This is a genomic window from Solibacillus sp. FSL K6-4121 (genome assembly GCF_038002585.1).
Taxonomy (GTDB): domain Bacteria; phylum Bacillota; class Bacilli; order Bacillales_A; family Planococcaceae; genus Solibacillus; species Solibacillus faecavium.
In genome coordinates, this window is sequence record NZ_JBBOCS010000001.1 from 606691 (window position 1) to 632752 (window position 26062).

General features: G+C 37.3%; 25 protein-coding genes. 6 read left to right on the plus strand and 19 right to left on the minus strand.

Annotation, left to right across the window (positions count from 1 at the left end; genetic code table 11):
- Window positions 1–11 precede the first annotated feature (11 nt).
- The 3 genes from MHH95_RS03090 to MHH95_RS03100 all read left to right on the plus strand — a co-directional run bounded on the left by MHH95_RS03090 (window position 12) and on the right by MHH95_RS03100 (window position 3892).
- Window positions 12–632, plus strand: a complete 621-nt coding sequence (locus MHH95_RS03090; protein WP_008405849.1) for a DUF47 domain-containing protein — start codon at window positions 12–14, stop codon at window positions 630–632.
- 18 nt (window positions 633–650) lie between these two features.
- Complete coding sequence (locus tag MHH95_RS03095) at window positions 651–1667, plus strand: inorganic phosphate transporter (RefSeq protein ID WP_340726410.1); 1017 nt, start codon at window positions 651–653, stop codon at window positions 1665–1667.
- A 107-nt stretch (window positions 1668–1774) separates the two neighbouring features.
- Window positions 1775–3892 (plus strand): MMPL family transporter, encoded by a 2118-nt coding sequence (locus MHH95_RS03100; RefSeq protein WP_340726411.1) that lies wholly within the window; start codon window positions 1775–1777, stop codon window positions 3890–3892.
- A 324-nt stretch (window positions 3893–4216) separates the two neighbouring features.
- Here the strand turns inward: MHH95_RS03100 and MHH95_RS03105 are convergent, their stop codons facing one another.
- The 7 genes from MHH95_RS03105 to ypfJ form a co-directional block, all read right to left on the minus strand.
- Window positions 4217–4441: a hypothetical protein gene (locus MHH95_RS03105; protein ID WP_340726412.1), complete on the minus strand. Its 225-nt coding sequence runs from the start codon at window positions 4439–4441 to the stop codon at window positions 4217–4219.
- 20 nt (window positions 4442–4461) lie between these two features.
- Window positions 4462–4926, minus strand: a complete 465-nt coding sequence (locus MHH95_RS03110) for a hypothetical protein (RefSeq protein WP_340726413.1) — start codon at window positions 4924–4926, stop codon at window positions 4462–4464.
- 117 nt (window positions 4927–5043) lie between these two features.
- Window positions 5044–6132 carry an AI-2E family transporter gene (locus MHH95_RS03115; RefSeq protein ID WP_340726414.1) on the minus strand — a complete coding sequence of 363 codons (1089 nt, stop codon included), beginning with the start codon at window positions 6130–6132 and terminating at the stop codon, window positions 5044–5046.
- A 147-nt stretch (window positions 6133–6279) separates the two neighbouring features.
- Window positions 6280–7977: a M3 family oligoendopeptidase gene (locus MHH95_RS03120; RefSeq protein ID WP_340727295.1), complete on the minus strand. Its 1698-nt coding sequence runs from the start codon at window positions 7975–7977 to the stop codon at window positions 6280–6282.
- 154 nt (window positions 7978–8131) lie between these two features.
- Window positions 8132–9871: a methyl-accepting chemotaxis protein gene (locus tag MHH95_RS03125; RefSeq protein ID WP_340726415.1), complete on the minus strand. Its 1740-nt coding sequence runs from the start codon at window positions 9869–9871 to the stop codon at window positions 8132–8134.
- A 240-nt stretch (window positions 9872–10111) separates the two neighbouring features.
- Window positions 10112–10831, minus strand: coding sequence for a YebC/PmpR family DNA-binding transcriptional regulator (locus tag MHH95_RS03130; protein ID WP_340726416.1), 720 nt, complete (start codon window positions 10829–10831; stop codon window positions 10112–10114).
- A 157-nt stretch (window positions 10832–10988) separates the two neighbouring features.
- Window positions 10989–11852, minus strand: coding sequence for a KPN_02809 family neutral zinc metallopeptidase (gene ypfJ, locus MHH95_RS03135; RefSeq protein WP_340726417.1), 864 nt, complete (start codon window positions 11850–11852; stop codon window positions 10989–10991).
- 177 nt (window positions 11853–12029) lie between these two features.
- Between ypfJ and MHH95_RS03140 the strand changes: the two genes are divergently transcribed.
- On the plus strand, window positions 12030–12548 hold the full coding sequence (locus MHH95_RS03140) for a sigma-70 family RNA polymerase sigma factor (protein ID WP_340726418.1): 519 nt from the start codon (window positions 12030–12032) through the stop codon (window positions 12546–12548).
- Window positions 12541–13890, plus strand: coding sequence for a hypothetical protein (locus MHH95_RS03145; protein ID WP_340726419.1), 1350 nt, complete (start codon window positions 12541–12543; stop codon window positions 13888–13890). Before MHH95_RS03140 ends, MHH95_RS03145 begins: the two co-directional genes overlap by 8 nt.
- Before the next feature lie 40 nt (window positions 13891–13930).
- Here MHH95_RS03145 and MHH95_RS03150 read toward each other — a convergent pair whose 3' ends face one another.
- The 9 genes from MHH95_RS03150 to MHH95_RS03190 form a co-directional block, all read right to left on the minus strand.
- Window positions 13931–14389, minus strand: coding sequence for a low molecular weight protein-tyrosine-phosphatase (locus MHH95_RS03150; protein ID WP_340726420.1), 459 nt, complete (start codon window positions 14387–14389; stop codon window positions 13931–13933).
- 55 nt (window positions 14390–14444) lie between these two features.
- Window positions 14445–15047 carry a lysophospholipid acyltransferase family protein gene (locus MHH95_RS03155; RefSeq protein WP_340726421.1) on the minus strand — a complete coding sequence of 201 codons (603 nt, stop codon included), beginning with the start codon at window positions 15045–15047 and terminating at the stop codon, window positions 14445–14447.
- Window positions 15048–15114: 67 nt separating this feature from the next.
- Entirely contained in the window at window positions 15115–16002 is an 888-nt protein-coding gene (locus MHH95_RS03160; protein ID WP_340726422.1) for an NAD-dependent epimerase/dehydratase family protein, read from the minus strand.
- Window positions 16003–16008: 6 nt separating this feature from the next.
- Window positions 16009–16845 (minus strand): putative RNA methyltransferase, encoded by an 837-nt coding sequence (locus tag MHH95_RS03165; protein WP_340726423.1) that lies wholly within the window; start codon window positions 16843–16845, stop codon window positions 16009–16011.
- 101 nt (window positions 16846–16946) lie between these two features.
- Window positions 16947–17807 carry a polysaccharide deacetylase family protein gene (locus MHH95_RS03170; RefSeq protein ID WP_340726424.1) on the minus strand — a complete coding sequence of 287 codons (861 nt, stop codon included), beginning with the start codon at window positions 17805–17807 and terminating at the stop codon, window positions 16947–16949.
- 171 nt (window positions 17808–17978) lie between these two features.
- Entirely contained in the window at window positions 17979–18737 is a 759-nt protein-coding gene (locus tag MHH95_RS03175) for an SDR family oxidoreductase (RefSeq protein WP_340726425.1), read from the minus strand.
- Window positions 18738–18857: 120 nt separating this feature from the next.
- Window positions 18858–20480, minus strand: coding sequence for a glutathione ABC transporter substrate-binding protein (locus MHH95_RS03180; protein WP_340726426.1), 1623 nt, complete (start codon window positions 20478–20480; stop codon window positions 18858–18860).
- 273 nt (window positions 20481–20753) lie between these two features.
- The gene (locus MHH95_RS03185) at window positions 20754–21419 is read right to left on the minus strand and encodes a nuclease-related domain-containing protein (RefSeq protein ID WP_340726427.1); all 666 of its coding nucleotides are present in this window, start codon (window positions 21417–21419) and stop codon (window positions 20754–20756) included.
- Window positions 21420–21528: 109 nt separating this feature from the next.
- A complete protein-coding gene (locus tag MHH95_RS03190) occupies window positions 21529–22242 on the minus strand; it encodes a YjjG family noncanonical pyrimidine nucleotidase (RefSeq protein WP_340726428.1) in 714 nt (237 codons plus the stop codon).
- A gap of 134 nt (window positions 22243–22376) precedes the next feature.
- Between MHH95_RS03190 and MHH95_RS03195 the strand changes: the two genes are divergently transcribed.
- Window positions 22377–23147 carry a TSUP family transporter gene (locus MHH95_RS03195; RefSeq protein WP_340726429.1) on the plus strand — a complete coding sequence of 257 codons (771 nt, stop codon included), beginning with the start codon at window positions 22377–22379 and terminating at the stop codon, window positions 23145–23147.
- 76 nt (window positions 23148–23223) lie between these two features.
- On the opposite strand, the gene MHH95_RS03200 is transcribed toward MHH95_RS03195, so the two are convergent.
- The 3 genes from MHH95_RS03200 to MHH95_RS03210 all read right to left on the minus strand — a co-directional run bounded on the left by MHH95_RS03200 (window position 23224) and on the right by MHH95_RS03210 (window position 26008).
- Complete coding sequence (locus tag MHH95_RS03200; protein ID WP_191701416.1) at window positions 23224–23694, minus strand: DinB family protein; 471 nt, start codon at window positions 23692–23694, stop codon at window positions 23224–23226.
- A gap of 62 nt (window positions 23695–23756) precedes the next feature.
- A complete protein-coding gene (locus MHH95_RS03205) occupies window positions 23757–24260 on the minus strand; it encodes a DNA-deoxyinosine glycosylase (RefSeq protein WP_340726430.1) in 504 nt (167 codons plus the stop codon).
- Between the two features lie 146 nt (window positions 24261–24406).
- On the minus strand, window positions 24407–26008 hold the full coding sequence (locus MHH95_RS03210) for a glutathione ABC transporter substrate-binding protein (protein WP_340726431.1): 1602 nt from the start codon (window positions 26006–26008) through the stop codon (window positions 24407–24409).
- Window positions 26009–26062 lie beyond the last annotated feature (54 nt).

The window sequence follows — 26062 nt, forward strand, 5'->3', positions numbered from 1 at the left end:
GAGGCAATTCCATGTTTAGTTCAAAGAAGCAAGATCCGTTTTTCTCGGCGTTATTAAAAATTGCTGAAAATATGCGTGAGGGCATTCACTATGCAAATGATTTCCGTATCGAAACGGTTGCAGATTTAAAAGAGATTAGTATTCGTATGAAACAATACGAAACAGCGGGCGATAAATTGATCCATGAATTGATCGTTATGCTGAATAAGTCGTTTATGACGCCAATCGAGCGTGAAGATATATTATCATTAGCCATTCGTATGGATGATGTGTTAGATGGCGCAGAAGGTACGATTGCACACTTCGAAATGTTTTCATTAACAGAAATCGATGAATCGATGCGTGATTTCCTAGCCTACATTGCCAAATCTACAGATGAAATTGTAAAAGCAATGGAACTATTAAACAAAAAGGATCTTGTTGGTATGCGTCAGCATGCGATTTTAATTAAAGATTATGAACGTGAATGCGATGAAGTATTACGTTCTTCTATCAAAAAACTATTTTTAAATGAAAAAGATCCAATTCGTTTAATTAAATTCAAAGACATCTATGAGCAGTTAGAAGAAATTGCTGACTACTGTCAAACAGTGGCAAACACAATTGAAACAATCATTATGCGTAACGCGTAAAATTTAGGGAGTCCTTTTATGAACACACTACTTATCATTACCGTCTTAGTAGTCTTTTTTGCACTTGCATTTGACTTCATTAATGGTTTTCATGATACTGCAAATGCTATTGCAACATCTGTTTCTACACGTGCCCTACCACCTCGAGTAGCGGTAATCATGGCAGCAATCATGAACTTTTTAGGTGCCATTACATTTGTAGGCGTAGCTAAAGCGATTGCATCAGATATTGTTGATCCATTTGCATTATCAACTCCGGATGCACCATTAATTGGTTCTGTTGTTATACTAGCAGCATTATTATCTGCAATTACTTGGAACTTAGTCACTTGGTATTTTGGAATTCCATCAAGTTCTTCACATACATTGATTGGTTCAATTGCCGGTGCAGCCATTGCAGCATCAGGAATTGGTGTTTTAAATTATGGTGGCTTTTCTAAAATTCTTATCGCTTTATTAGCTTCACCAATTATTGCTATTACTGTCGGATATATTATGATGACACTTATGAAGTTCCTTTTTAAAGATATGAATCTTTATAAAACAAATAAGGGCTTCCGTATTATGCAAATTTTTACGGCTGCGATCCAGTCATTTACACACGGTACAAACGATGCGCAAAAAGCAATGGGTATTATTACAATGGCACTTATTGCAGCCAATTGGCAAACGACTGATGATGTACAAAGCTGGGTACGTTTCGCCTGTGCTTTAGCAATGGGTCTCGGTACATCAATTGGTGGTTATAAAATTATTAAAACAGTTGGCGGGAAAATCATGAAAATCCGCCCTGTAAATGGTGCAGCAGCCGATATTTCTTCTGCATCGATTATTTTTGGGGCAACACTAATCCATTTACCAGTATCTACAACACATGTTATTTCATCTGCGATCATGGGTGTTGGTGCAGCTCAAAATGTTAAAGGCGTAAACTGGGGAATGGCTCGTAAAATAGTCACTACTTGGATTATTACAATGCCTATCTCTGCTGTCATGGCAGCAGTTATTTACACAATATTAAACATATTCTTTTAGTTGGAGGGTAGGTATGTTCCGAAATTTCATTCGGGCAAACCTCCCTCTTTTCTTTTTTCCCAGGAATCTATTACACTGTAATTACTGAGAAAGAAAGGCGGTATTAGATGAAACAGTTCGCAGCATTTGTCACAAGGTTCGCAAAGCCCATAGTTATTATATGGTGTACGCTTTTAGTCATTCTTGCCTATTTGGCACTACAACTTCCCGCTAAACTGCAAGGGGATGGATTTTTTTATGATGGGGATCATTCTTATGTAACAGATGAGCTTTCCGAAACTTTCAACCTACCTGCAAAAACGATTTTCATATTGTTTGATGATAAAACCGACGAAGAAATCAATACAGCACTTGAAAGTTTAGAAGCGATCGAGGAAATACAAACTATTACCTCTCCAGTAGGTGTGGAAGAATTAAATAACAATGAGTATGCTTACGGTCTTTTGGAATTCGATAACACAGTCGTTGATTACTTCCCCATTATTGATGAACTGAGAGAAAAGCTCGGTGAAAATAATGGCATTTCCATTACGGGCGAACCTGTTATTTCAAAAGATATTAATCTAGCTAGCCAAAATGATTTAATTAAAGCAGAGACAATTGGTTTACCTATTGCATTGATTGTCCTACTCCTTGCATTCGGTACTATTGTTGCCTCATTACTGCCAATTTTTGTTGGTGGTGCAACGGTTGTAATGACACTCGGTATTTTAACACTTTTAGGGGATTCAGTTAACCTATCCATTTTCGTGTTAAATATTGTGCCAATGCTCGGTTTGGCGTTAAGTATCGATTTCGCTTTATTATTAATCAATCGTTATCGTGAAGAGCGCAATACACAGTCAATTGAACACTCTGTACAAACCGCTATTCAAACAGCAGGGCGCTCGATTATATTTTCCGCACTTTGTGTAATGATTGGGCTCGGTGCAATGGTTGTCATTGATGTTGAGATTTTCATGAATATCGCTTTGGGCGGAACAATTGTTGTGCTATTGGCAGTATTAACAGGGCTAACTCTTTTACCTGCAACTCTTATTCTGCTCGGAGACCGTTTAAATAAAGGACGTATTTTCCGTATCAAGCCAACTGCCTCTCGTTGGCAAAAGTTTGCCGCTTTCGTTATGAAGCGTCCCGTCACGATTATTTTCGTTGCCGTTATCCTTCTAAACATTGCAATGGTACCGATTAAAGATATTGAGTTAACGATTCCTTCAACGGAGTCATTACCGACTTCTTATGAATCTCGCCAAACTTTCGATAAACTGGATGAAGAATTTGGCATAGCTGAAAATACACCTGTCTTCTTACTTGCTGAAAACTATGATGACTGGGATACGACAGATGGACGCGAAAAAATATTCGATATTCAACAACAGCTATTAGATGATCCAATGGTAGACCGAGTAACTTCTATGTTTACGGTGGCAAATATTGAATCTGCTGAAATGTGGGAAATGGCAAATAGTAACCCACAAGCACCGGGAGTACTCGATGAAGTTGCCGAAAACTTTATTAAAGAAGATAAAATGTATATGGTGGCCTATTTAAATACAACTGGTGCAACTTCAGAAGCACAGGATTTTGTACGCAACTGGATGGATAAAGATTTAGGTGTTGATTTCGCATTGTCTGGACAAGCGAAGTTCAACCAGGAAATATTTGATGAAATAGCAAATAAGGTACTTATTGCAATTGCGATTATCATCGTTTCAACATTCTTTATTTTAATGGTGGCTTTCCGATCGATTTTAATTCCATTAAAGGCGATTATCATGAACATTTTAGGGCTTGGTGCAACGTTCGGGATTCTCGTCTACATATTCCAATATGGACATTTCGGTTTGGAGGCAACAACACTTGTGTTGATAGTTCCTGTTCTTATATTCTGTTTAGTATTCGGATTAAGTATGGACTACGAGGTATTTTTAATTTCCCGTATTCAAGAGGAATATTTAAAAGGTTCAACTAATACAAAAGCAACAATAGATGGACTTGTCTCAACAAGTAAAATCATTACTTCAGCCGCACTTATTATGATCGTCATTACTGGCGCATTTGCATTTACTGATGTAATGCCTGTTAAGCAAATTGGTGTCGGTATTGCAATAGCTATTGCCATTGATGCAACAATTATCCGACTCATGCTTGTTCCTAGTTTCATGAAGCTGTTCGGCGATTGGAACTGGTGGCTGCCGTTTAGAAAAGACACAAGACCGAAATAAAGAGAAAATGAGAATAGCCATCTATCCTGATTTATGAGGATAGATGGCTATTTTAAATTCACTGTAAATGGTAGATGTAAATTTATTTGAACAAATCGAATGGAATTTAGAACACCTTGAGATGATTTTAGAACATCCATAACCTATTTTAGCATTTCTCTAACACTTATTAGCACAACACATTAGGTTATTAGAAAATTACAATTTTATTAGATGTTTTAAAAATATATTAAAACAGTCCCTTATTTATTAGAAAATAACCTATATACTATTGTTAAAATTCCCTCTCGCCGTAGACACAACAAGAGGGATTAGCTCATTATATTAACCTAAATAAAGTAGCTCTTCATAATAATGATGTGCCGATTTCGAATAGCTTGGCTGCTCATCTTTTTGCTGTTCAATTTGCTTCGGCTCTTTAGGCTCCCACAGCATATAAAATGCTTGAATTGCAACAACGATAATAATAGAAGCGACTAAAATTATAGCTATGATAATTTTTACCATTTTATTCCCCGACATCTCTTTTGATTGCTGCTCCTGCCCCATCCTTCATATCCCCCACTTATCTATTTTGAAAGTCGGAAACCATCTTCACGTAAATAAGCGACAGCGTCTTCACGCGTACCGAATGTTTCCTCTAAATTTCCTTGATGATAAATATTCCAAGAACGATCGTTAAATTCGAGATTCAGCTTCGTACCTTCACGAGATACCCATGTCTCGATAATAGGCAAGTCCTCTACTTCTTCTTCCGATAAATAGTCGATGGCATCACGTACAATTTCACGTAACGCTTCTTCGTCATAATCACGAATGTTCACAAGTCCATTGTCGCCTGCTTCTTTTTCATATTTTAATAAGTCTCCTACGAAAACAAAACCATTGCCGTTAGGGTGCAACTTTTCTACAACAATTGTTTTTTCGTAAAGGCTTCCTTCAAAGTGATAATTCACACGTTTTAATGAAATTTCCTTTTTAGTCAACTGAGGAAATGATTCGATAATTTCTTGTTTTTGTTCAAATGTTAGCATTGTATGCTCCTTTTAAATGTCTTTTCAATTATTTAGTATACCGTGTTCAGTGAAAATTAAAAAGCGAAGCATATACTTATCATATATGCTCCGCAATATTAACACTATTAAATATAGCTATACCGTCTTATTGGCTGTCTCTTTAATTTGTTTACGTTCTCCATAAATATTCTGAACGATTACTTTAATGACGCAGTACGTAGGAATGGCGATTAAAATTCCGATAAATCCGGCAATATTTCCTGCTGCCAATACAATCGAAATAACTGTCAGTGGATGAATATCCAAAGATCTGCCCATTACATTTGGTGTAATTAAGTTACTTTCTACTTGCTGAGCCACAAGTGTGATAACAGCAACCCAAATAACGTCAAACGGATCATAAATCATTGCCACAATCACAGCCGGTAAAAGCGAAAGCCATGGACCGATAAATGGAATCATATTCATGAAAAATGCAAATAAAGCAAGTAATAACGAATACTCCAATTTAATGATCAAGTAGCCAATGTACATCATGATTGCGAGTAAAAAGCTGACCAATACTTGTCCTTGTACATAGCTTCTTAATACATTATCAATGTCTTCTAAAGTTTTCTTCACCCATGTGCGACGTTCCCCGGAAAATATACCATAAATTTGGGGAGCAAACTTTTCATGGTCTTTCAACATGAAAATAAAGAAAAACGGCGCTAATACTAATGTTAATGTCACCGTTACCGCTCCACTTAAGAAGGACATAAGATATTTACTACTTGCGACAGCAATGTCTTGAATGGAGTTGGTTACCGACCCGATAAACTCTTCTACCTGAGGAGGTAACATCGGAATATTTTCCTTATTATCTAAAATAAAATCAGCTGCTTCTTCAATATCTTTCGCGATTGTCGGTGCATTTTCAACAAGTCTGTTTACTTGGGTTGCTACTGGAGATCCAACTAAAATCAAAAAGCTTGCGAATAAACCAGCAATTATAAGAACAATTGTAATTAAACTTCCCCATCTCGGCATTCCGCGTTTTTCCAATATACGCTGCAACGGCTCTGAAATATAATAGAGCACTCCGCCGAGTAGTAGCGGTACAAGAATTGTCGTAAAAATAATGATAATTGGATTAAAAATCGCATGAATTTCAATAAAATATTTAATAATCAGTAAAGTAATTAAAATCCCTACCCCAACTTGAAACCACAGCTTCCTTGTCATCGGCTCACTCTCTTTCTCAACTATCTTTTTCTTTTATTAATCACTATAGATTATGTACGTTTTAGCATGCCATAAAGCTTCATAAAATACAAAATAAAAAGGCATTGTTTTGCAACTGAGTATTTGCAAAACAATCCTTTTTATCTACTATAGTTTTTTATCGTCGATTGAATTTAAATAGTCCTCAATTGTGCCAATAACTGACTCTACACAGCCATCCTCAAATGGAGAAACTAAGCCGGCTTCTTCAACAAGTTTTGTGAATGCAAATGAACCGCCAAGACTACATAGGTGAAGATAGTCCTTCCAAGCTCCTTCAAAATCTTCTCGTGAACGTTTCCAAAATTGGAATGCACAAATTTGCGCTAACGTATAGTCGATATAATAGAATGGGCTTGAATAAATATGCCCTTGTCGTTGCCAAAAAGCACCTGACTCTAAATAATCATGTCCATCATAATCACGATGTGGTAAATATTTCGCCTCAATTTCTTTCCATGCAGCATTGCGTTCAGCTGGTGTCATTTGTGGATTTTCATACACGACATGCTGGAATTCATCTACTGCTACACCATATGGTAAGAATAGTAGCCCGCTGCTCAAATGTGAGAACTTATACTTATCTGTCTGATGCTTGAAGAATAGCTCCATCCACGGCCAAGTAAAGAATTCCATACTCATTGAATGGATCTCAGCTGACTCATATGTCGGCCATAAGTATTCAGGAATCCCAATATTTCGGCTTGAATATACTTGGAATGCATGGCCAGCCTCATGTGTCAGTACATCGATATCTCCGGATGTGCCATTAAAGTTCGAGAAGATGTACGGAGATTCATAATCTTCGATAAACGTACAATACCCACCGCTCTCCTTACCTTTCTTCGCAACTAAATCCATTAAATCATGCTCGATCATATAGTTGAAAAACTCACCTGTTTCGTTTGATAACTCTTCGTACATTTTTTTACCATTATCAATAATCCATTGTGGGTCCCCTTGAGGTACAGCATTTCCTGTTAAGAACGTTAAGCCCTCATCATAGAACTTGAAGTCTTCTACACCAATTCGTTCCGCTTGTCGCTCATATAGTTTTGATGCAAGAGGAACGATATATTCGCGTACTTGCTCACGGAATTTTGCGACCATCTCTGCATTGTAGTCAATACGGTTCATGTTGACATAGCCTAGTTCCACATAGTTTTTGAAGCCTAATTGTGTCGCTATTTCATGTCGCAGCTTCACTAAATCATCATAAATTTGATCGAATTTCTCTTTATTTGAAGCAAAAAAGTCTGCAGTCGCTTTACGTGCTGCTTTACGAACTTCACGATCTGTAGATTCTGCGTATGGCCCCATTTGTGCCAATGTCAATGTTTTACCATCAAATTCAATTTGAGCAGAAGCAACTAGCTTGCTGTATTCAGACGTTAATTTATTTTCCTTTTGCATAAGCTCGATTACTGCAGGCGAGAAACCTTTTAATAAGTTTTCCGCTAAAGCAAAGAGCTGCGTACCCCACTTCTCTTCTAACTGAGCTCGGAATGGCGATTTCACCAGTTCTGTATAGTAATTAAAAACAAGCTCATCTGCCAGTGGGCTTACTTCATCAATAAAATCACGCTCTTTTTGATAATAGTCATCATTCGTATCAATTGATGCACGCACATAAACGATATTGGCCATTGTAGAAAATGTGTTACGAATGGCGTTTAATTTTTCGATAACCGCGCTTTGCTCATCTACAGTAGCGGCAGTTTTAAACTCTTCTAATAATGCTGCTGTTTGTTCTTTCATCTGTTCTAAATCTGGACGTTTATATTCAAATTCTTTAAATGTTACCAAACTCATTCACCCCACCTAGTAATTCAAAATTCACTCTTTATTATTTATTATAATGTAAAAAATTGCAATTATTATCAGAATATTTATCCTTTTCTTATAAATAATCAAAAATAAACAGTGGAGAATTGTCGCCACCGTTTATCCTTGTAACCCTTTATATTCGAAAACGACTAATTGATTCTTGAAGACCCGTAATCTCGTCCGTTAAATTGCTTGCTGAAGTAGTTACAACAGACATGGCGCTTTGCTGCTCTTCAACAGAAGCTGTCATCTCTTCCGCCATTGCAGCATTCCTTTCACTTACATGGGAGATACTTTCGACAGCATCAATAATGACTATTTTTGTTGTATTTAATTCCGAAATACTTGCTGATACTTCCTCTATGGATTGGCTTATTTGCTGTACCGCTTGCTCTATTTCTTTAAACGAATGTTCCGTATTGCTTACTGATGCATTTTGCTCGTGAATAATTTTATATGTTTTGCTCATTTCTGTCGTTACTAAACTTGTTTCATTTTCAATTCCTCGCAAAGTAGTTTTCACCAAATCTGTAGCATTCGTCGTTTGGTCAGCTAACTTTCTTACTTCTTCCGCCACCACTGCAAATCCTTTTCCATGCTCACCTGCTCGAGCTGCTTCTATCGATGCATTAAGGGCAAGTAAATTCGTCTGGTCTGAAATTTCATTGATTGAACCAACGATACCTTCAATTTCTCTTACTTTATTTGTTAATGATTCAAATACTGTCTGCATTTGTTCTATCAGCTCAATGGATTCATTTGAATGAGCTTTTAAATGAACTAAATTTCGTAATCCCTGCTCATTTGAGCTTTGCATTTGGACTGAAGATTGAAGCATAAAATTATTCTTTTCATGTAAATGCTCTACCTCCCCTGCAAACTGGACAATTGTACGGTTTGTCGCATCGGTATCCATGGCCTGTTGCGATGCCCCTTCAGCAACTGCACTCACTGCTTTTATAATTTCATCACTATGTGCATTCGTTTCTTCAGTAACTGCAGTTAAATTTTCAGATGTATCTTGAATCTCTACAATTGTTTCCTGAATTTCGCTTACTAAGTTCTTTAACTGGACACACATTTCATTAAAGCCTGTATTTAATGTACCAATTTCATCTTTACGTTCCATTTGTAATACTTCTACTGTTAAATCCCCTTGTGCCACTTGATGTACTTGCTTTGCTAAGCGATGTAAAGGTTGGGCCAAATGGCGTGAAAATAATACAGATACGATTGTTGCCAATATTGTGGAGCCGATAAGCGTTCCGATGATAACCCATAAAAGTGACAGAATTGGTGCATTAAAATCCTTTAAATAACTTCCTGATGTTACAATCCAATTCCAATTCGGGTCTACAACTGAATAAATAAGTTTAGGTGCTTCTATGTCTGTCCCTGGTAGTGGGAAATCATAATATGTGAAGCCCCCTCCCGCTTCTGCCTGTGCCTTTACCTCTTGTATATAATATTTACCCGAGCCATCTTTATTCTCCCATAAATTATCCCCTTCACGGGTCGGGTGACCAAGTAATGTCCCGTCATGGCCTAAAATATAAATATAGCCATTTTCCCCTAAATCACTTGGATTCGATAATGGACGCTTACCTTCACTATCCTTTGGGCCGATTAATACGGTTAATACTTCCTCCTGCGCTTGTTCAATTGAAATTTCTCCAGCTTTCACTCGCTCATTCGTCGTAGCGATTAACTGTAATGAAGTTTCTACACTATTTTTTATGATTGTTTCGCCAAGCTGATCCATACCACTCTTTGCCTGGAAATAGCTCGCAGTACCTATTATCACACTTGGAATAAAGAATAATAAAAATGAAAAAACTAATAACTTCCCCCTGATTGAACTTAAAACTTTCATTTAATCCCCCCGCAAATAATTACTATTATTATGATACTTTTATCTGCTTCACGTATAATATTATGTATTAAATCCCTCAAAGTCTGGAATAGTATAACTCACTCTTTTATTTAAAACTATAAAAAAACTAAGTGTGCTATAAAATAACAAAAAGTTGTGTCTTTTTTATTGAAGTTTATTCGAATACCTTCACATATAAAAAAAGAGCTGCCCGGTTAAACTTACCCGGCAGCCCAACTATTATTCACCTAAATCAGCATTGTGATATACACGTTGCACGTCTTCTAAATCTTCCAGTGCATCAATCATCTTTTCGAATTTCACTAGATCATCACCATCTAAAGCTACTTCAGTCATTGGTAGCATCGTTAACTCTGCTACAGTAAAATCTTCAATGCCAGCTTCTTTAAACGCTTCTTGAGTTGCATGGAATTGTTCCGGCTCAACGTAAACGATAATTGTTCCTTCTTCTTCCATAATATCACGCATATCCAAGTCAGCTTCCATTAAGATTTCCAGTATTTCATCTTCTGATTTACCTTCAATACCGAATACAGCTGTATTTTGGAACATATGTGCCGCAGAGCCTGATACACCCATGTTTCCGCCATTTTTACCGAATGCTGCACGTACTTCTGAAGCTGTACGGTTTACGTTGTTTGTTAATGCATCAACGATAACCATTGTACCTGCTACACCGAAACCTTCATAGCGTAATTCATCGAATTGCTCATCGCCGCCACCTTTTGCTTTGTCGATTGCTTTTTCAATAATATGCTTTGGTACAGAGTAAGTTTTCGCGCGTTCTAAAACTGTTTTCAGTGCACGGTTAGATTCCGGGTTTGGTTCCCCAGATTTAGCCGCCACATAAATTTCACGACCAAACTTTGCATAAATACGGCTGTTAGCTGCATCTTTACCAGCTTTTTTATCTTTAATGTTATTCCATTTACGACCCATTATATCCACTCTCTTTCGATTATCTATTCATCACGTTATTAAGAAACGAAAAAATATTATTTAACTTACTCATTATACATAAAGTCCAAAAAAAATTAAATTGCCTTCTCAAAAAAATGTAAAACCTGTAGCAATTTTTCATATGCTACAGGTTTCATTATAACTGTGAAGCCTCTAAGCTAAATGTATCGCCGCCTTGAAGTGTCCCGGCATCATAGCCTTTATTAAACCAGCGCATCCGTTGTTCGCTTGTACCATGAGTAAAGCTTTCCGGTACGACATAACCTTGCGCTTCCATTTGTAATGTATCGTCACCAATGGCATTTGCTGCAGTTAATGCTTCTTCAAAGTCGCCTTCTTCCAGATAGCCTTTGTTTTGTATGTGATGTGCCCATACACCTGAATAATAATCCGCCTGTAATTCTAGGCGTTTAACTGCTTCATTGTACTGAGCCTGCGATACTTTACCGCTTAAAGCATGCACTTCTTGAGAAGTTCCTAGCAATGTTTGTACATGATGTCCTACTTCATGCGCCACAACATATGCCATCGCAAAATCTCCTGGTGCATCAAAGCGATTTTTTAATTCTTTATAAAAGCTTAAATCTATATATAACTTATAATCAGCCGGACAATAAAACGGCCCTACCGCGGCACTCTGTAATCCACAGCCTGAGCTTACACTATCAGTAAATAACACAAGTGTTGGACTTTTGTAGGTCAGCCCATTATCGGCAAACAATTGTTGCCATATATCCTCTGTATCCGCAAGTACTACAGAAACAAATTCCGCCAGTTCCTCTTCTTCAGCGGTCGGTTCATAGTTTTCAGAAGTTGCACCGTTTTGCGTAATACTCTTTGATACTTCCGAAACAACATCCCCTGCATCTCCGCCATTGAGCAATGTAAAAATAATTGCAATAATGATTCCGACTCCGCCAAGACCTCCGCCGATTTTCCCGGCACTCATCCCCCGACGATCTTCTACATTACTGCTTTTTCGTCTGCCCTTCACATCCATAGCTATTCCCTCCATATGAATGAATTTTTACATACTTTGCCATATAATTACCCTTAACAATGCTTCTTATAACAGTCAGTAATAAAATAACATTTTTAATTAATTTTACCTTTAACTAAAACGTAACTTCCCTTTGCTTCGTCTAATGGGTAATTAAAGAGAAAGGAGTGCATTTTTATGATGCTATCCGATGAACAGGCATTTCAGGAATCGATGCAAATTCACAGTGATTATTTATTGCGCATCGCTTATTTATACGTCAAAGATTGGCAAGTTGCAGAAGACATAGTTCAAGATACGTTTTTAACTTATTATGTAAAGTTCGAACAGTTTGAAGAACGCGCCTCTCTTAAAACCTATCTTGTACGAATCGTTATTAATAAATGCAAAGATTATTTGAAAAGTTGGGCATATCGTAAGCAGCAATTAACAAACCGTTTTTTTCAGACAAAAATAGATCCGCAAAAAGCGCTTCAACAGGCAGAGCGATTGGATATTGCAGAGGCGATTTTACAATTGCCTATTCCTTTAAGGGAAGTAATTATTCATTACTATTATGATGAACTGTCTGTTTTGGAAGTAGCTGCTTTATTAGGGATATCAGATAATACTGTCAAAACAAGGATGCGCAGGGCAAGACAGCTCTTAAAAGAATCACTTGCTGAAGATGAATGGGAGGTGCTTTCAAATGAATGAAATTAAACGGCAATTAGATAAAAAGATGGGCGATACGAAAGCAAGATCTGAAAAACTTATGCAGTCAATTGAAAACAACAAACTGCAGTCACCTGACAAAAAGTTTTTATCAAAGCGCTACTATGCCACATTCACAGTTTTCGTTGCGTTACTTGTAACATTGCTGTACATCAACCCGTTCGAAACAAAAGCACCGACAACATCGACACCGACTTTAATCGGGCAGCAAGAACAACAAGATCAGTCAAAGTTGAATCTTAAAAATTTCTTTAAACAAAATGGTGATGTTGCCTACTTCGTTGGTATGAATAACGAATATGCAAGCTTTAAGGAAACTACGACTTGGTTAAGCGATGAATATGTACAGCTTTCCATCGAAAACGGCGCTATTGAAAAACGGAAAATTTATAAAATTACAGAAGATGCCATTTATTTAATTTTCGAAGATATGCCCGAATTGCAAGGAGATACGGAAATTTCAAAAGATCTTTTAGACTCTTTAACCCCTATTTCCACATTACTTACGGCAGATCTGAAAAAGATGGAAACAATAGCTGAAAATGATGTTACTTACCCAACCGAACTAAATATACCTCTTCAGAAGTTTGAAAACGTCATTCAAGTGACGAATGAATCAAAAGACTCAACAGTTGAATTCTATTTTGCGGAAAACTTTGGTTTAATCGGACAAATTTCAAGTTTTAAGGAAGGCGCACCAATAATTTCCTTGCTTACATCTATTAATGCAGAACCATCACTTGAACTCTCACTACCTTTAGTCAATCAAGATACAAATGAAAAAGAAGTAGTAACTTTTGAGAAGCTTATTATGATTGATCCATTATTAATTTATCACCCTGAATTTACTGAATCAACAGCAAGCTATACTAAGATTTATGAATCCACAAGACAGGAATTAGGTTTCATCGAAATTGATTTATTTGAGCAATATATCAGTCTTTTAGTTGTACGTACGGGCAATTCCGTAAAGACCATTGCTGGTAGTCCCACTAGAGTTGCCGATTGGCGCTTTTCACCAGATCAAAAACGCTTAGCTATTTATAGGAGTGAAGGTCATAATTGGAGTAATATAGATGATTATCAGACTGACAGCTTAACTGTCGTTCGTTTAGATGAGAATGAGATGTTCACGGAAAGCCCCTTGAACGATAAAGAATTGAATCTTTATTCCCAACCAATTATTACGTATAAATGGCTGGATAATTTTACGCTTGAATATACTGTACCGGACATTGGCAATTCCTCGTTTACAGAGGCATATGTTGACTGGATGAAAGCGGATAACAAACCAACCAAAACCATACTTGCAGAATTTGAATAATATGAAAAAGCGAAGCGGATCACTTCCACTTCGCTTTTCCTCATAAATCCGCTTCAATTTTTTCCAGCAATGCCTCGCAGCCTTCTAAACATAAATCATACGTTTCCTGGAAATCCCCTGTATACCATGGATCAGGGACGTCCTTCTTATGATTGGTCAAATCAAGAAAGCGGAACACTTTGGTATCTGCTTCTGCACGGAACATTTCTATCGTATTTTTTACATTACTTTCATCCATACAAACAATATAATCAAAGCTATGCAGATCACCGCTTCGTAATTGTCGAGCTTGCATACCGCTTGTAGTAATACCGAACTCCTGTAGTTTTGCCTTTGTCCCTTTATGTGGTGGTTCGCCGATATGATAGTTGCTCGTCCCTGCTGAATCAACTTTAATTTGTGCAGTCAAACCACGCTTTTCTATTAAATCACGCATGACCGCCTCTGCCATGGGAGAACGGCAAATATTTCCTAAGCACACGAATAACACTTGTTTCATATTGACTCCTCCTCATAAAGAAGCCACCCACAAATATATAGGCAGCTTCTATATATTACTTCACTTCTGGATGCATTTCTTTTAGGTGGACAGTCAGTCGGTTGAGCTCTTGTTCCAAAAACTGTACCGATTTTTCACGACCTTCTTTTCCCGCTTCCACTGTAAATGGCTTGCCGTAAATTAAATAGCCTTTTTGACGTTTGAATACACCCTTTGCATTTTTCGGTCCGATATAGGCAGCGGGCACAATTTCTGCCTTAGATAGTTGGGCGATTGTAACAGCACCGGCTTTTAATTCCGAGTTTTCGGAGCTTCTTGTCCCACTAGGAAATATCCCTACAACCTTTCCCTCTTTAATAAGTTGGCGAGGGATTTTAATCACACTAGGCCCTGGATTATCACGATCAACTGGAAATGCATTCAACCTTTTAATAAGCCAACCTAAGCCTTTAACATCGAACAATTGCTTTTTAGCCATAAAATGTACTTCTCTTGGCAACATCGATATTCCCAAATTTAAAATGTCGATATAGCCATTATGCGTACAAGCAATGACAAAGCCTCCTTCTTTCGGTATATTTTCTTTCCCATATACCTTTGCCTTTGACCCGTTAACTCCTAAAATACCATATACAACATTTGCAATAAATTTATACACTGTTCATTCCTACCTTATGTTTAATTCTCAATCTATTGTAATCTATAGTCGTATTGCTATACAATCATTACTGTTTTGGTGTAGATTTTGCAATTTCTTCGACTAACTGAGGCAACCAATCATCAATATGACTAAATTTAAATCCTAGTTGCTGTGATTTATCATTTTTCATATACCAGGAAGCAGGGATTGCATATGGCGAACGGATTTCTTCAGTACCGAGCAGTGCTATCTTTGCGCGTTCACCCGTTTTTTCTTCTATAAGTGAAATCAAATCTTTTAATGCTATAACACCATTAGCCGTAGCATTAATTGGTCCTTCAACATTTTCCATTCCGGCCCACATTAAAAATCTTGCAGCTTCTGTTGCTTGAATGAACGACATTTCCGCATCCATATTGCTAAATCCTATCGGCTCATTATTTACGATGCGTTCAATATGGAAATGCAATCGGCGCGTATAATCATCCGCCCCCATCACAATAGGGAAACGAACAGCCACTACTGGGAAATCGGCAAATCTATAAAAAACCGCTTCCGCTAAACGCTTACCTTCACCGTATGAAAATTCATGTGTTTCACCCATAACGATTTCATATGAAGTTGGATCAAAATCCACCTCTTCATGAGGTTTGCCATCTGCCTCATATGTAGCTAATGTAGAGGTGAAAACGAGTTTACCGATTTTACCATTAAAAATGTCGCACAGTTGTTTCGCTTCATTCGGTGAATAGCAAATATTATCGTAAACTATGTCAAAAGTGCGGCTTACTAAAGCCTGCTCAAATGCAGCTTTATCTTTACGGTCGACTTTAATATGTTCCACTGCATCACCAAACGGATTTTCAGAAACCCCGCGTGTTACAATCGTTACTTCATGCTTTTGCTCTAATAATAATTCCACTAATTTCTGTCCAAAAAAACGCGTTCCACCTAATACTAAAATTTTCTTCATCCATCATCACTCCATTCCAATTAATAAATCCAAATCAATTGTAATTTCCCTTAATTGAATACTTTCTTTTCCTTCAATGTGCCAGCCCATTGGTGTCATTTCAAGTAAGTTTTGTACTAGATGTGCTTCAAGTGGAACGGTATACGTAATTCGCTTCACTTCGACATGTGTAAAGGCTGTCTTAAAACGCTCTACCGTTTGAGCATTTGTATAGCTTTCCTTTTCAGAATCTGCAAATGCTTGCTTGCGTAGCTCCATTAAATAATTTTCCTGGGGAACAATTTTAATAACCTTCCCCCCTGGCTTCAGCAGTCGTTTAAATTCCTCATAGTTTGCAGGTGATAAAATATTAAGGATGGCATCAAAGGATTGTTCATTATATGGGCTATTCGCCAAATCACCCACGCACCAAAGCTGTTCATTATAAAACTTTGCCGCTGCCATAATTCCTTCTTTTGAAATATCGATTCCGATGCCAACAGCACCGTCTAATTGCTCACAGATGCGGTGTAAATGAGACCCTTCTCCACAACCTGTATCTAAAATGATTGGATTTTGCTGTATAATTTCACTGGCAATCGCTTTTTGCACTTTGTCATATATTCCCGCATGAATAACCGTATGGCGTGATTCGAATAATTCTTTACCATACATCGACTGGACCGGTCGATTTAACATATATAAATAGCCTTGCTTTGCTACATCAAATGTATGATTCAAGGGACAGCTCATTTTCCCTTCATCGCTCATATTCATTTGCTGTTTGCAAATAGGACAAGCAAAAATTTTACTGTTTAATTGAAATTGTTTAATACTTAACGCTCTTTTTGATAATAGACCCACGATGGATCCTCCTTCGTATGTGTTCGCTTGTATCGTACCATAAACTGATAAAAATAAAAAAAGGAAATAGCCCTCACTACTTCCTTTTAAAAACTCGCAAACTATAATAATTGGCTTGTTGTCACAAATTCATAGCCTTCCTCTTTTAAATAAAGAATCACATCTTCCAAAGCATCTGCGGATTGTTGGTGAATATCATGCATCAAAATTATGCCATCATCCTTTGCTTGTTCCTTCAAGTTCGCCAAAGTTTTTGACGGTGTTTTATGGTGCCAATCAAGTGTATCAATATTCCATAAAACCGGAGTTAACTCAATGACTTCTCGTACCGTCTCGTCAATGGCACCGAATGGGGGTCTATACATTGTGGGATATTTCCCGATTGCATCACAAATTGCTTCGTTTGCACGATTGATCTCCGCTTGCATTTGCTTAACATTAAGCTTCGTTAAATTTTTATGGCTCCATGAATGGTTGGCAATTTCATGCCCAAATGCATCTGCCTTTTTTACAATTTCCGGATGCTTCACAACATTTTGACCAAGGACAAAAAATGTTGCCTTCACTTCATGTTTTTGAAGCGTTGTTAAAACCTGTTTTGTCACATATTGATGTGGACCATCATCAAAAGTAAGCGCAATTCTTTTCTTATCTCCCCTAGTAGGTTGGCTCTGTTCATCCTCTTGTTTTTGAGTTAATATTTTTTCAACCTCTATGTATTCATCACAGTTTTGAATAGTCCGTGATAACCCCCCATTATATAAATAAAAGGGTTTCACTAAGCCACTGTCACTTGATGCTGTATTAATAAATTGGTTGTACGCTACTTGTTCAGAATAAGTTAAGCTCATCGTAATCTTCTCGCTATCTGCAAATGTGGATGGCACATCTGTCCAAAAACGAAAGCCTAGAAAAACTATTAAACTAAACATAATACCGAGTAGTCCAACTTTTTTGCCCATCTTATTGCCCTCCAATCGTCAGTATATTAATTAGACGTATGAACACAGCAAAAAGTTGATAATATTTCAAAAAAAACATATTTTTCTTAAAATTGTATTGGATTGTTCTTCAAATGCATTTTCACCTATAAAAAAGGTTCGGTTTACATACCGAACCTTTATAATAAATTTTTAGTAAGCTGTCCATCCTGCATCTGCAGTAATGACAACCCCATTTACAAAATCAGAATCCTCAGATGCTAAAAAAAGTGCAACCCGCGCGATATCTTCCGGTTCGCCACTGCGTGGGTTAAAACTTGATCCTGCCATTGCACGAGACATACCTTCTTGGTTTGCATTGCTGAAACTTGCCCCAATATTTGTATTGACCCCGCCTGGAGCAATTGCATTACATTTAATGCCTTTTTCTGCATATTGGAATGCTGTATTTTTCGTTAATCCTATAACCGCATGTTTAGATGCTGTATAAGCAGCACCTGCCCTAGAGCCGTATAAACCACCTATTGAGGCAATATTGATAATCGTTCCTGCACCCTTTTCCAGAAAAATAGGCATTGCTTGACGGCTTGCACGCATAACACCTTTTACATTTACTTCAAATACGCGATCCCATAAGTCATCTTTCACGTCACCTACTGGAGAGAAGTCGTCCATAATACCAGCATTGTTTACTAAAATATCAAGTGTACCATAACTATTTAAAGCGGCTTTTATTAATTTATGAATATCTGCTTCCGTCGCAACATTAGCTGCTACAGCAGTTGCCGTTCCACCCAGTGCTGTAATTTCTGCTACTGTGGCCCCTGCACCTTCAAGAGTTAGGTCCGATACAACAACCTTTGCACCTTCTCGGGCAAATAAAATGGCTGTCGCTTTCCCCATTCCTGATGCAGCACCTGTTATTACTGCGACTTTATCCTTCAATCTCATACATAAAACCTCCTAAATAGGATTTCGTTACTTTAATAATTTCGACGCTAACAGCCAGTTCACCTTTAAAAAATACATAAAAAGGAAGTAGAACTCCGAAAAGTTCCGCTTCCTTTATACTTACTTTACAAATTTCACTTCCTGAAGCTTATGATGACCTGAATCATTGATCCAGTGCCCTTCTATTTTTTCACTTAAGCCCGTAATATAGGCTTGATGGTGTACGTATATCATTGGTGCTTCTTCTATTAAGATTTCTTGAGCCTGTTTATACAATGCAAGACGTTTCGTTGTATCAATTTCTTCACGTGCTTCATCTAATATTGCATCTAACTCTTTATTACTATAGAAAGTAGTATTACCAGATCCCCCGTGATTTTTAGAATGGTATAGTTGTGTCAGGAAGTAATCTGCATCACCTACTGGATTTGATAAACCTAGAATATACATTTCATGCTCACCAGCATCCGTTTTATCTAGATATGCACCCCATTCTAAAACTTCGATATTAGCTGTAATATTTAATTGCTTTAAATCTTCCTGAAGCATAATGGCAATATTTTGTCGTTGTGGATTATCATTTGTCCAAATCGAAGTCTCAAAGCCCTCTGCGTACCCAGCCTCTGCTAAAAGTGCTTTTGCCTTTTCAATATCTTTTGTAATTGGTGTTAGTGTTCCATCATAGCCAAATACAGTTGGTGCTAGCGGACCACGTGCCGGTTCGCCAATTCCTTCATATATTCCATCAATGATTAACTGTTGATCTACAATCATTGAGATCGCCTGACGCACACGTACATCATCAAACGGCTTTTTATTAATATTAAATCCGATGTAGGATAATGAAGAACCCGGAGTAATACTAACTGAACTAGATGTGGCGTCAATCATTTCTACTTCATTAGGTTGAACTGGTTCAATAATCTGTGCATACCCTGTCTCAAGCTCGGCTGCACGCGTTGCACTTTCAGGAATTACTTTGAAAGTTACTGAATCAATATAAGCCTTCTGATTCCAGTAATCCTGATTATTCACTAATTTAATTTCCGTGCCTGGTGTCCATGAATCAAACTTCATAAAGCCAGTACCAACTGGACCATTAGCATTCATGATTGCTCCGGCTATATTGCCGGCTTTCATATTTTCATAATCTGCATCAATTTGTGCTGGTGAAAGAATAACGCCTACTGGGTGGTTTAAGTGGTTTAATAGTGGTGCGAATGGATAGTGTGTATGAATACGTAGTGTGTAATCACTCACAACTTCCACTTTCTTAATGGCTTCAAATAAAAATGCGCGTGGCGCTGCAACTTCCGGATCCAAAATTCGTTCAAAGCTCTTTTTCACTGCTGTAGCATTGAATTGTTCTCCATCATGGAAGTGTACCCCTTCTTCAAGTTCAAACTCCCATGTTAAATCATCAATGGATGCCCAGCTTTTTGCCAAGCTCGGTACAATTTCTCCGTCTTTATTCTTTTTTACTAATCCCTCTGTAATGTTTGATAATACCGAAGCTGATGGAACATCCGTTGACATATGAGGATCTAGATTTGCGGCATCGGATAATGTTGCTAATACTAAATCACCGCCTGCTCCATCTGTATTATTCGAAGAATCTGCCGAAGAATCGTTATTACTAGAAGAATCTTCTGTTGAATCATCTCCACCGCTACAAGCAACAAGTAATAAGGCAAATGCCATTACTATAAATAGTAGAAAACTATTTTTAAAGTTTTTCTTCATTTGTTGTGCCCCCTTTGTTTTTTGTTTCATCCATATTACAGCCTAAATTTTACAGGTTGAAATTCATAAAACAAACAATATTTTAAATTTTTATTCATTTCAGACAAATAATTCGTTCATATTATTTTCGAAATAAATTACTTAAATGAGCAAATAAAATATGCTATATAGCAAAACCAACCTTTTTTCAATAGTACATTATGCATTTTTATACATTTTCGTTTAATATAAAAAAAGAGCTAAAGCAGCGGACTACCTGCTTAGCTCTTCATTTTAATTCGCCGATACTGTTGGTTTCGACTTTAATTCAATGTTTTTCCCAATCATAAAGCCTTCTAATGCTGAGAATAATGTTGCAATATCTGCTTCCGTTAGACGTTTTCTATCAAGGGTTTTTGTCCAGTTATTTAACTCGGACATTTTTAACACTTCGACATTTTGCGAATGAATTTCAATTTGTTGAATTGAACAATCGTTTGTAAAGACAACAACTGACTCGAATAGTGTTGCATCCACTTCTGGAAACTGATCCTGCAAGGCATTTACCAGACGCTTTGTTTCGTGAATCGGGTTGTTGAATGTGCGTATTTTATTCTTATGTAAGAGCTCTTTCCATTCAATATTTTGCTCTCGCCCATTAATCCAGCCGGATTTATCTTTAATGGTCATTACATAAATACCGGATTCATGTAGGAGTAATGCATCAATTAAATGAAGTTCCTCATAAATAGGAATTTGTAAATTTATCATTACTTTTCGAGCGCCTTTAGCACGCTCTAGATCATGCATAATTTTATTTAATACTCGGACCCTCTTCTTCATTATTACATCAAAATAGGAATAACCCGTTATTTTGTAAAAAATAGTATTGTCATGAACATAAACTTTGTATGCGAGATAGCCTACAATTACCATTACAACTATTATAAATAAGGTCATTACGCTCACTCCTTGCGTACATTTTATACTCCATTTTAACAGACAACTGAACCCTTTTACTATGCACCTATAGGCTAATAAAAATCGTAAACACATTCAAAAAACAATATTATACAGTGCTTTTTAAATGGCTTTCATTCTTTATAATCGAAAGGAGCTGATCCAGCCTACTAATTTCATAAGTCGGCACTATGGATTGTGGCGGTGCAATATACATTGGGTTTAACCAGCACGTATCAATGCCTGCACGAGCCCCGCCAATAATGTCAGCACTATAGGAATCCCCTATAATCAATGCCTTATTTAAATCGAAATTCGGAATATGGTTAAAGACATAATCAAAAAATTGTTTCATCGGCTTTTGATAGCCTGTATTTTCCGAAACGAAGATTCCTTTAAAATAAGGAGCTAGTCCCGTAACTTGGAGGCGTTTCATTTGTGTATCTGCCAAGCCGTTTGACGTGATATATAAGTCATATTGAGGTGCCAATGTTTGAATTAATTCCATTGCACCTTCTACAAACACTTTACTCTCTGTTAAATAGCCGCGATACTCAGCATCCAATGCTCTTCCGTCTACTTCATACCCAAAGTATTCAAATGTTTTCCCAAAACGTGTTTGCATTAACTCTTCTCTAGTAACTAGCCCCTCTTCAAGTAAGCGCCATAAGTTAGAGTTTATCTCACGGTAGACACTTTCGATTTGTGGAGTTAATGGCAATTGATGTGCTTCAAATAACTTCGGCAAAGCTAATTTTTCTGCTGCTTTAAAATCGAGCAATGTATCATCTAGATCAAACAATAAAAATTGATAGTCCTTCATTTATATACTCCGTTCTTATAAAGCTAATTTACTAACAATATCACAGTTATTATAAAATTTTAAGTATTTACACGAACCCTGATTTTCGTTAGCATGACTATATTGGTTTAAATGAAGAAAGAAGGTTTTCCTTTATGGGATTCGAGCTGGACCCACAACTCATTATTATTTTAATTTCCTTTGGTTTTTTAGCTGCTTTTATTGACTCTGTTGTGGGAGGCGGTGGTCTTATTTCCTTACCGGCACTAATGTTTGCTGGGCTTAGTCCATCTGCAGCCGTTGCAACAAATAAACTTGCCGGAACAATGGGATCACTAACAAGTACCATTACTTTTTACCGTTCTGGAAAATTGGATTTTAAATCGGTAATGAAATACTTCCCTTACGTCTTTATTAGTTCTATGATCGGGGCATGGATTGTTCATTTACTAGATCCAAATCTATTGAAACCACTAATGCTTATTATGTTGGCCGCTGTAGCAATCTTCACCATTTTTAAAAAGGATTGGGGCAGTATTTCTGCAGTTAAGTCACTATCGAAGACAAAATATATTTTATTCTTCTTAGTCATTGCGCTTATTGGCTTTTATGACGGCTTTTTGGGACCAGGTACAGGTTCATTTTTAATTTTTGCATTTTTAATAGTGGGGTATGATTTTTTAAAGGCTGCGGGCAATGCAAAACTTCTGAACTTTGGAAGTAATATTGGAGCACTTTTAATGTTTGTTTATTTAGGACAAATCAATTATACATATGGGATTATAATGGGGGCTGCACAAATTTTCGGCGCAATTGTCGGTTCACGATTTGCCATTAAGCGTGGAAGTGGCTATGTTCGTGTTCTATTCATCATTGTCACAGTTACTTTACTTGCAAAAAATGCATATGATTATTTTTCCAATTAATTTGCAAGAGAAGAAAGTGCCTTAAAGTTGGGGCACTTTCTTTTTTTCATTTATCAAAAAGGCGCAGGTCACTATATTACTGCATTTCTTTTGTTGGACCCATTACCGGTGGAACGTTTAAGCCTGCCTGGCGCAGTAATACAGTCATTTGACCAACATGATGTGTTTGATGTGCAATGACTTTACTCAATAAATCACCGCGCTGCATCATTCCTCCAAATGCAGGCACTTCCTCTAATAATTGCTCTTCCGTCAATGTGGCTGCTTCTTTTTTATAGGCTTCACGTACTAGTTCATATTTCTCAATGATCTCTTCCATTGTTTCAGGCTGTGGCATATCTGGTCCCGGAGCAGGAATTTGTAACCCTGCAAATTGACCAAATGCACCTGCTACACTCACTAAATGCCATGATAACCAACCTAGTGAATTGTGGTCATCGACAATCGCAATTTTCATTTTATCATTCGAAATTGCCTGCATTACTCTTAGTGCACCTTTTGATGCTATTGCCCAATCTTTTACGAAATCTTCTGCTACACGATACATTGAAAACTCCCCTTTTATGATTATTTATACCAATCATACCGAACAACATAAAAATGGTCTATTTATAGATATTGCTGAATAATACGCCACGCTTCTACCTTTTCATCGAATGATTTTATATTTTTTCCTGGTATAGGGCTTGTAGACGGCATTTTCCCATATGAACGATCTTCCAAAACCTCTAGTCCCACATGCTTTTTAAATACTTCAAAACTTTTACCACCATTAAATAAGATAAGTTTAATTTGCGGATATTTTTTAAAAAGCGCTACAAAATCATTTGGAATTTCGTTTTTAATCGTCGCATCCAAACTCCCTTTCCGTTCACAACTTTTTATTGAATCCCATAAACCAATTCTATGTGTACGAAGAAGACTGATTTTATCATTATAGTTTTCAGGAATTTCGGTTGCCAGTAGCTTCCCGATGATTGCCCAAAAATGATTTCTTGGATTACCGTAATATTGCTGTTTTTCTAATGATTGTTTTCCTGGCATCGAGCCTATGACAAGCACATATGTTTTATCATCTACAATTGGAGGCAATACATTTTGTATAGGTTCCATCGTATCCCATCCTTTCTCGTAAATTTAGTATATTAAATCCAGACAGGACATGCCAAACATCAGGAAATAGTCATAAACTTTCACCCATGAAAAAGGCTACTTGCATACCGAGTGAGTTTCGTCGGTTGCAAGTAGCACTTTTTTGCTTATTGATTAATTTGTACGTTTTGGATTTGGTAGATGCCTGTCGCGTCAACGGATAAACCTGTAACATTATTCGCATATCCTGTTAAGTATGCTTGGTGATGAATGAATGCCGCTGGTGCCTCTGTATTAATCATTTCCTGTACTTCCTTATAAATATCTGCACGTACCGCTTCATCTGTTTCAATACGACCTAGTTCCAATAATTCATCCAACTTCGCATTGCTATAGCGAGTACGGTTGTTATTACCGATATCGGATGAGTGGAATAATGGGTAAAGTGCACCATCTGCATCCCCTGTAGAAGGCGCCCATCCTAGCATGAACATGTCATGATCTCCTTTGGATGTTTTTTCTAAATATGCACCCCATTCCATTACTTCAATTGTTGCTTCGACTTTCAATTGCTTCAATGCTTCTTGTAAAATTATTGCTATTTGTTGACGCTGTGGATTGTCATTCGTCCAAATTGCCGTTTTAAAGCCATCAGCAAAGCCTGCCTCCGCTAATAATGCTTTCGCTTCTTCTAAGTTTGTATCCTGTTTGGTTACATCTTCTGTATATCCCCATACCATAGGTGATAATGGACCAAAGGCTTGCACACCAAAATCATCAAATACTCCTTTAATAATTGCTTCACGGTCTAATGCTTTTGCGATGGCTTGACGAACTTTCGGGTTATCGAATGGTGCCTTTTCCGTATTGAAGCCTAAGTATGAAATAGATACGGAAGGTTGCTTTAATACTTGTGCAAACCCTTCTACTAGTGGTACTTCTGTTGGTTGCACTGGATCTATAATATGTGCATATCCAGCTTCTAAATCCGCTGCACGTGTTGCACTTTCAGGTACTGTTTTAAAGACCGCTGAATCGTAAGCAACTTGCTCACCCCAGTATTCTGTATTTTTCACTAAACGAATTTCCTGACCTGGTGACCACTTCTCTAATTTTAAGAAGCCTGTGCCGATAGGGTTCTCATTTCCGTAAGCACGTGCCTCTCCGCCATTTTCCATCCGTTTATAGTCTTCTTCAATAACAGCTGGGCTCATAATATTACCCCCTGGATGTGTTAAAGCAAATAATAGCGGTCCATACGGTTTCTCTGTTTTAATTTGAACTGTATAATCATCCACAACTACAATCTCTGAAATCGGTTCAAAGTTTGAAAGACGTGGCGAAGCAATATTCGGGTCAAGTATACGGTCCAAATTCACCTTTACTGCTTGAGCATTAAATTCTGTGCCATCATGGAATTTTACCCCTTGGCGCAATTTTAATTGTAGAGTCAAATCGTCTACATATTCCCATGATTCTGCTAATAATGGCTCAATTTCACCAGTCTCAAAGTTTCGAACAACTAATGTTTCGAAAATATTGCGTTGTATATTTGACGAAGGAATATCATTTGAACCGTGGGGATCCAATTCTACTGCCTCTGAAAGCACTTCTATTACTAACTCGCCCCCTTGAGCATCTGTCTTTTCTGTAGTTTCATTTGTAGCTGTTTCATTATTCTCTGATGTCGCATTTTCATCACCGCTACATGCGGCTAACAATAAAAGAAAAGAGAACGTTAATAACATCCAAAACCTATGTAACTTCATTTTTAACACTCCTTATATAACTGAATTTTCAATTTTTTTATATCATAGCTTTTT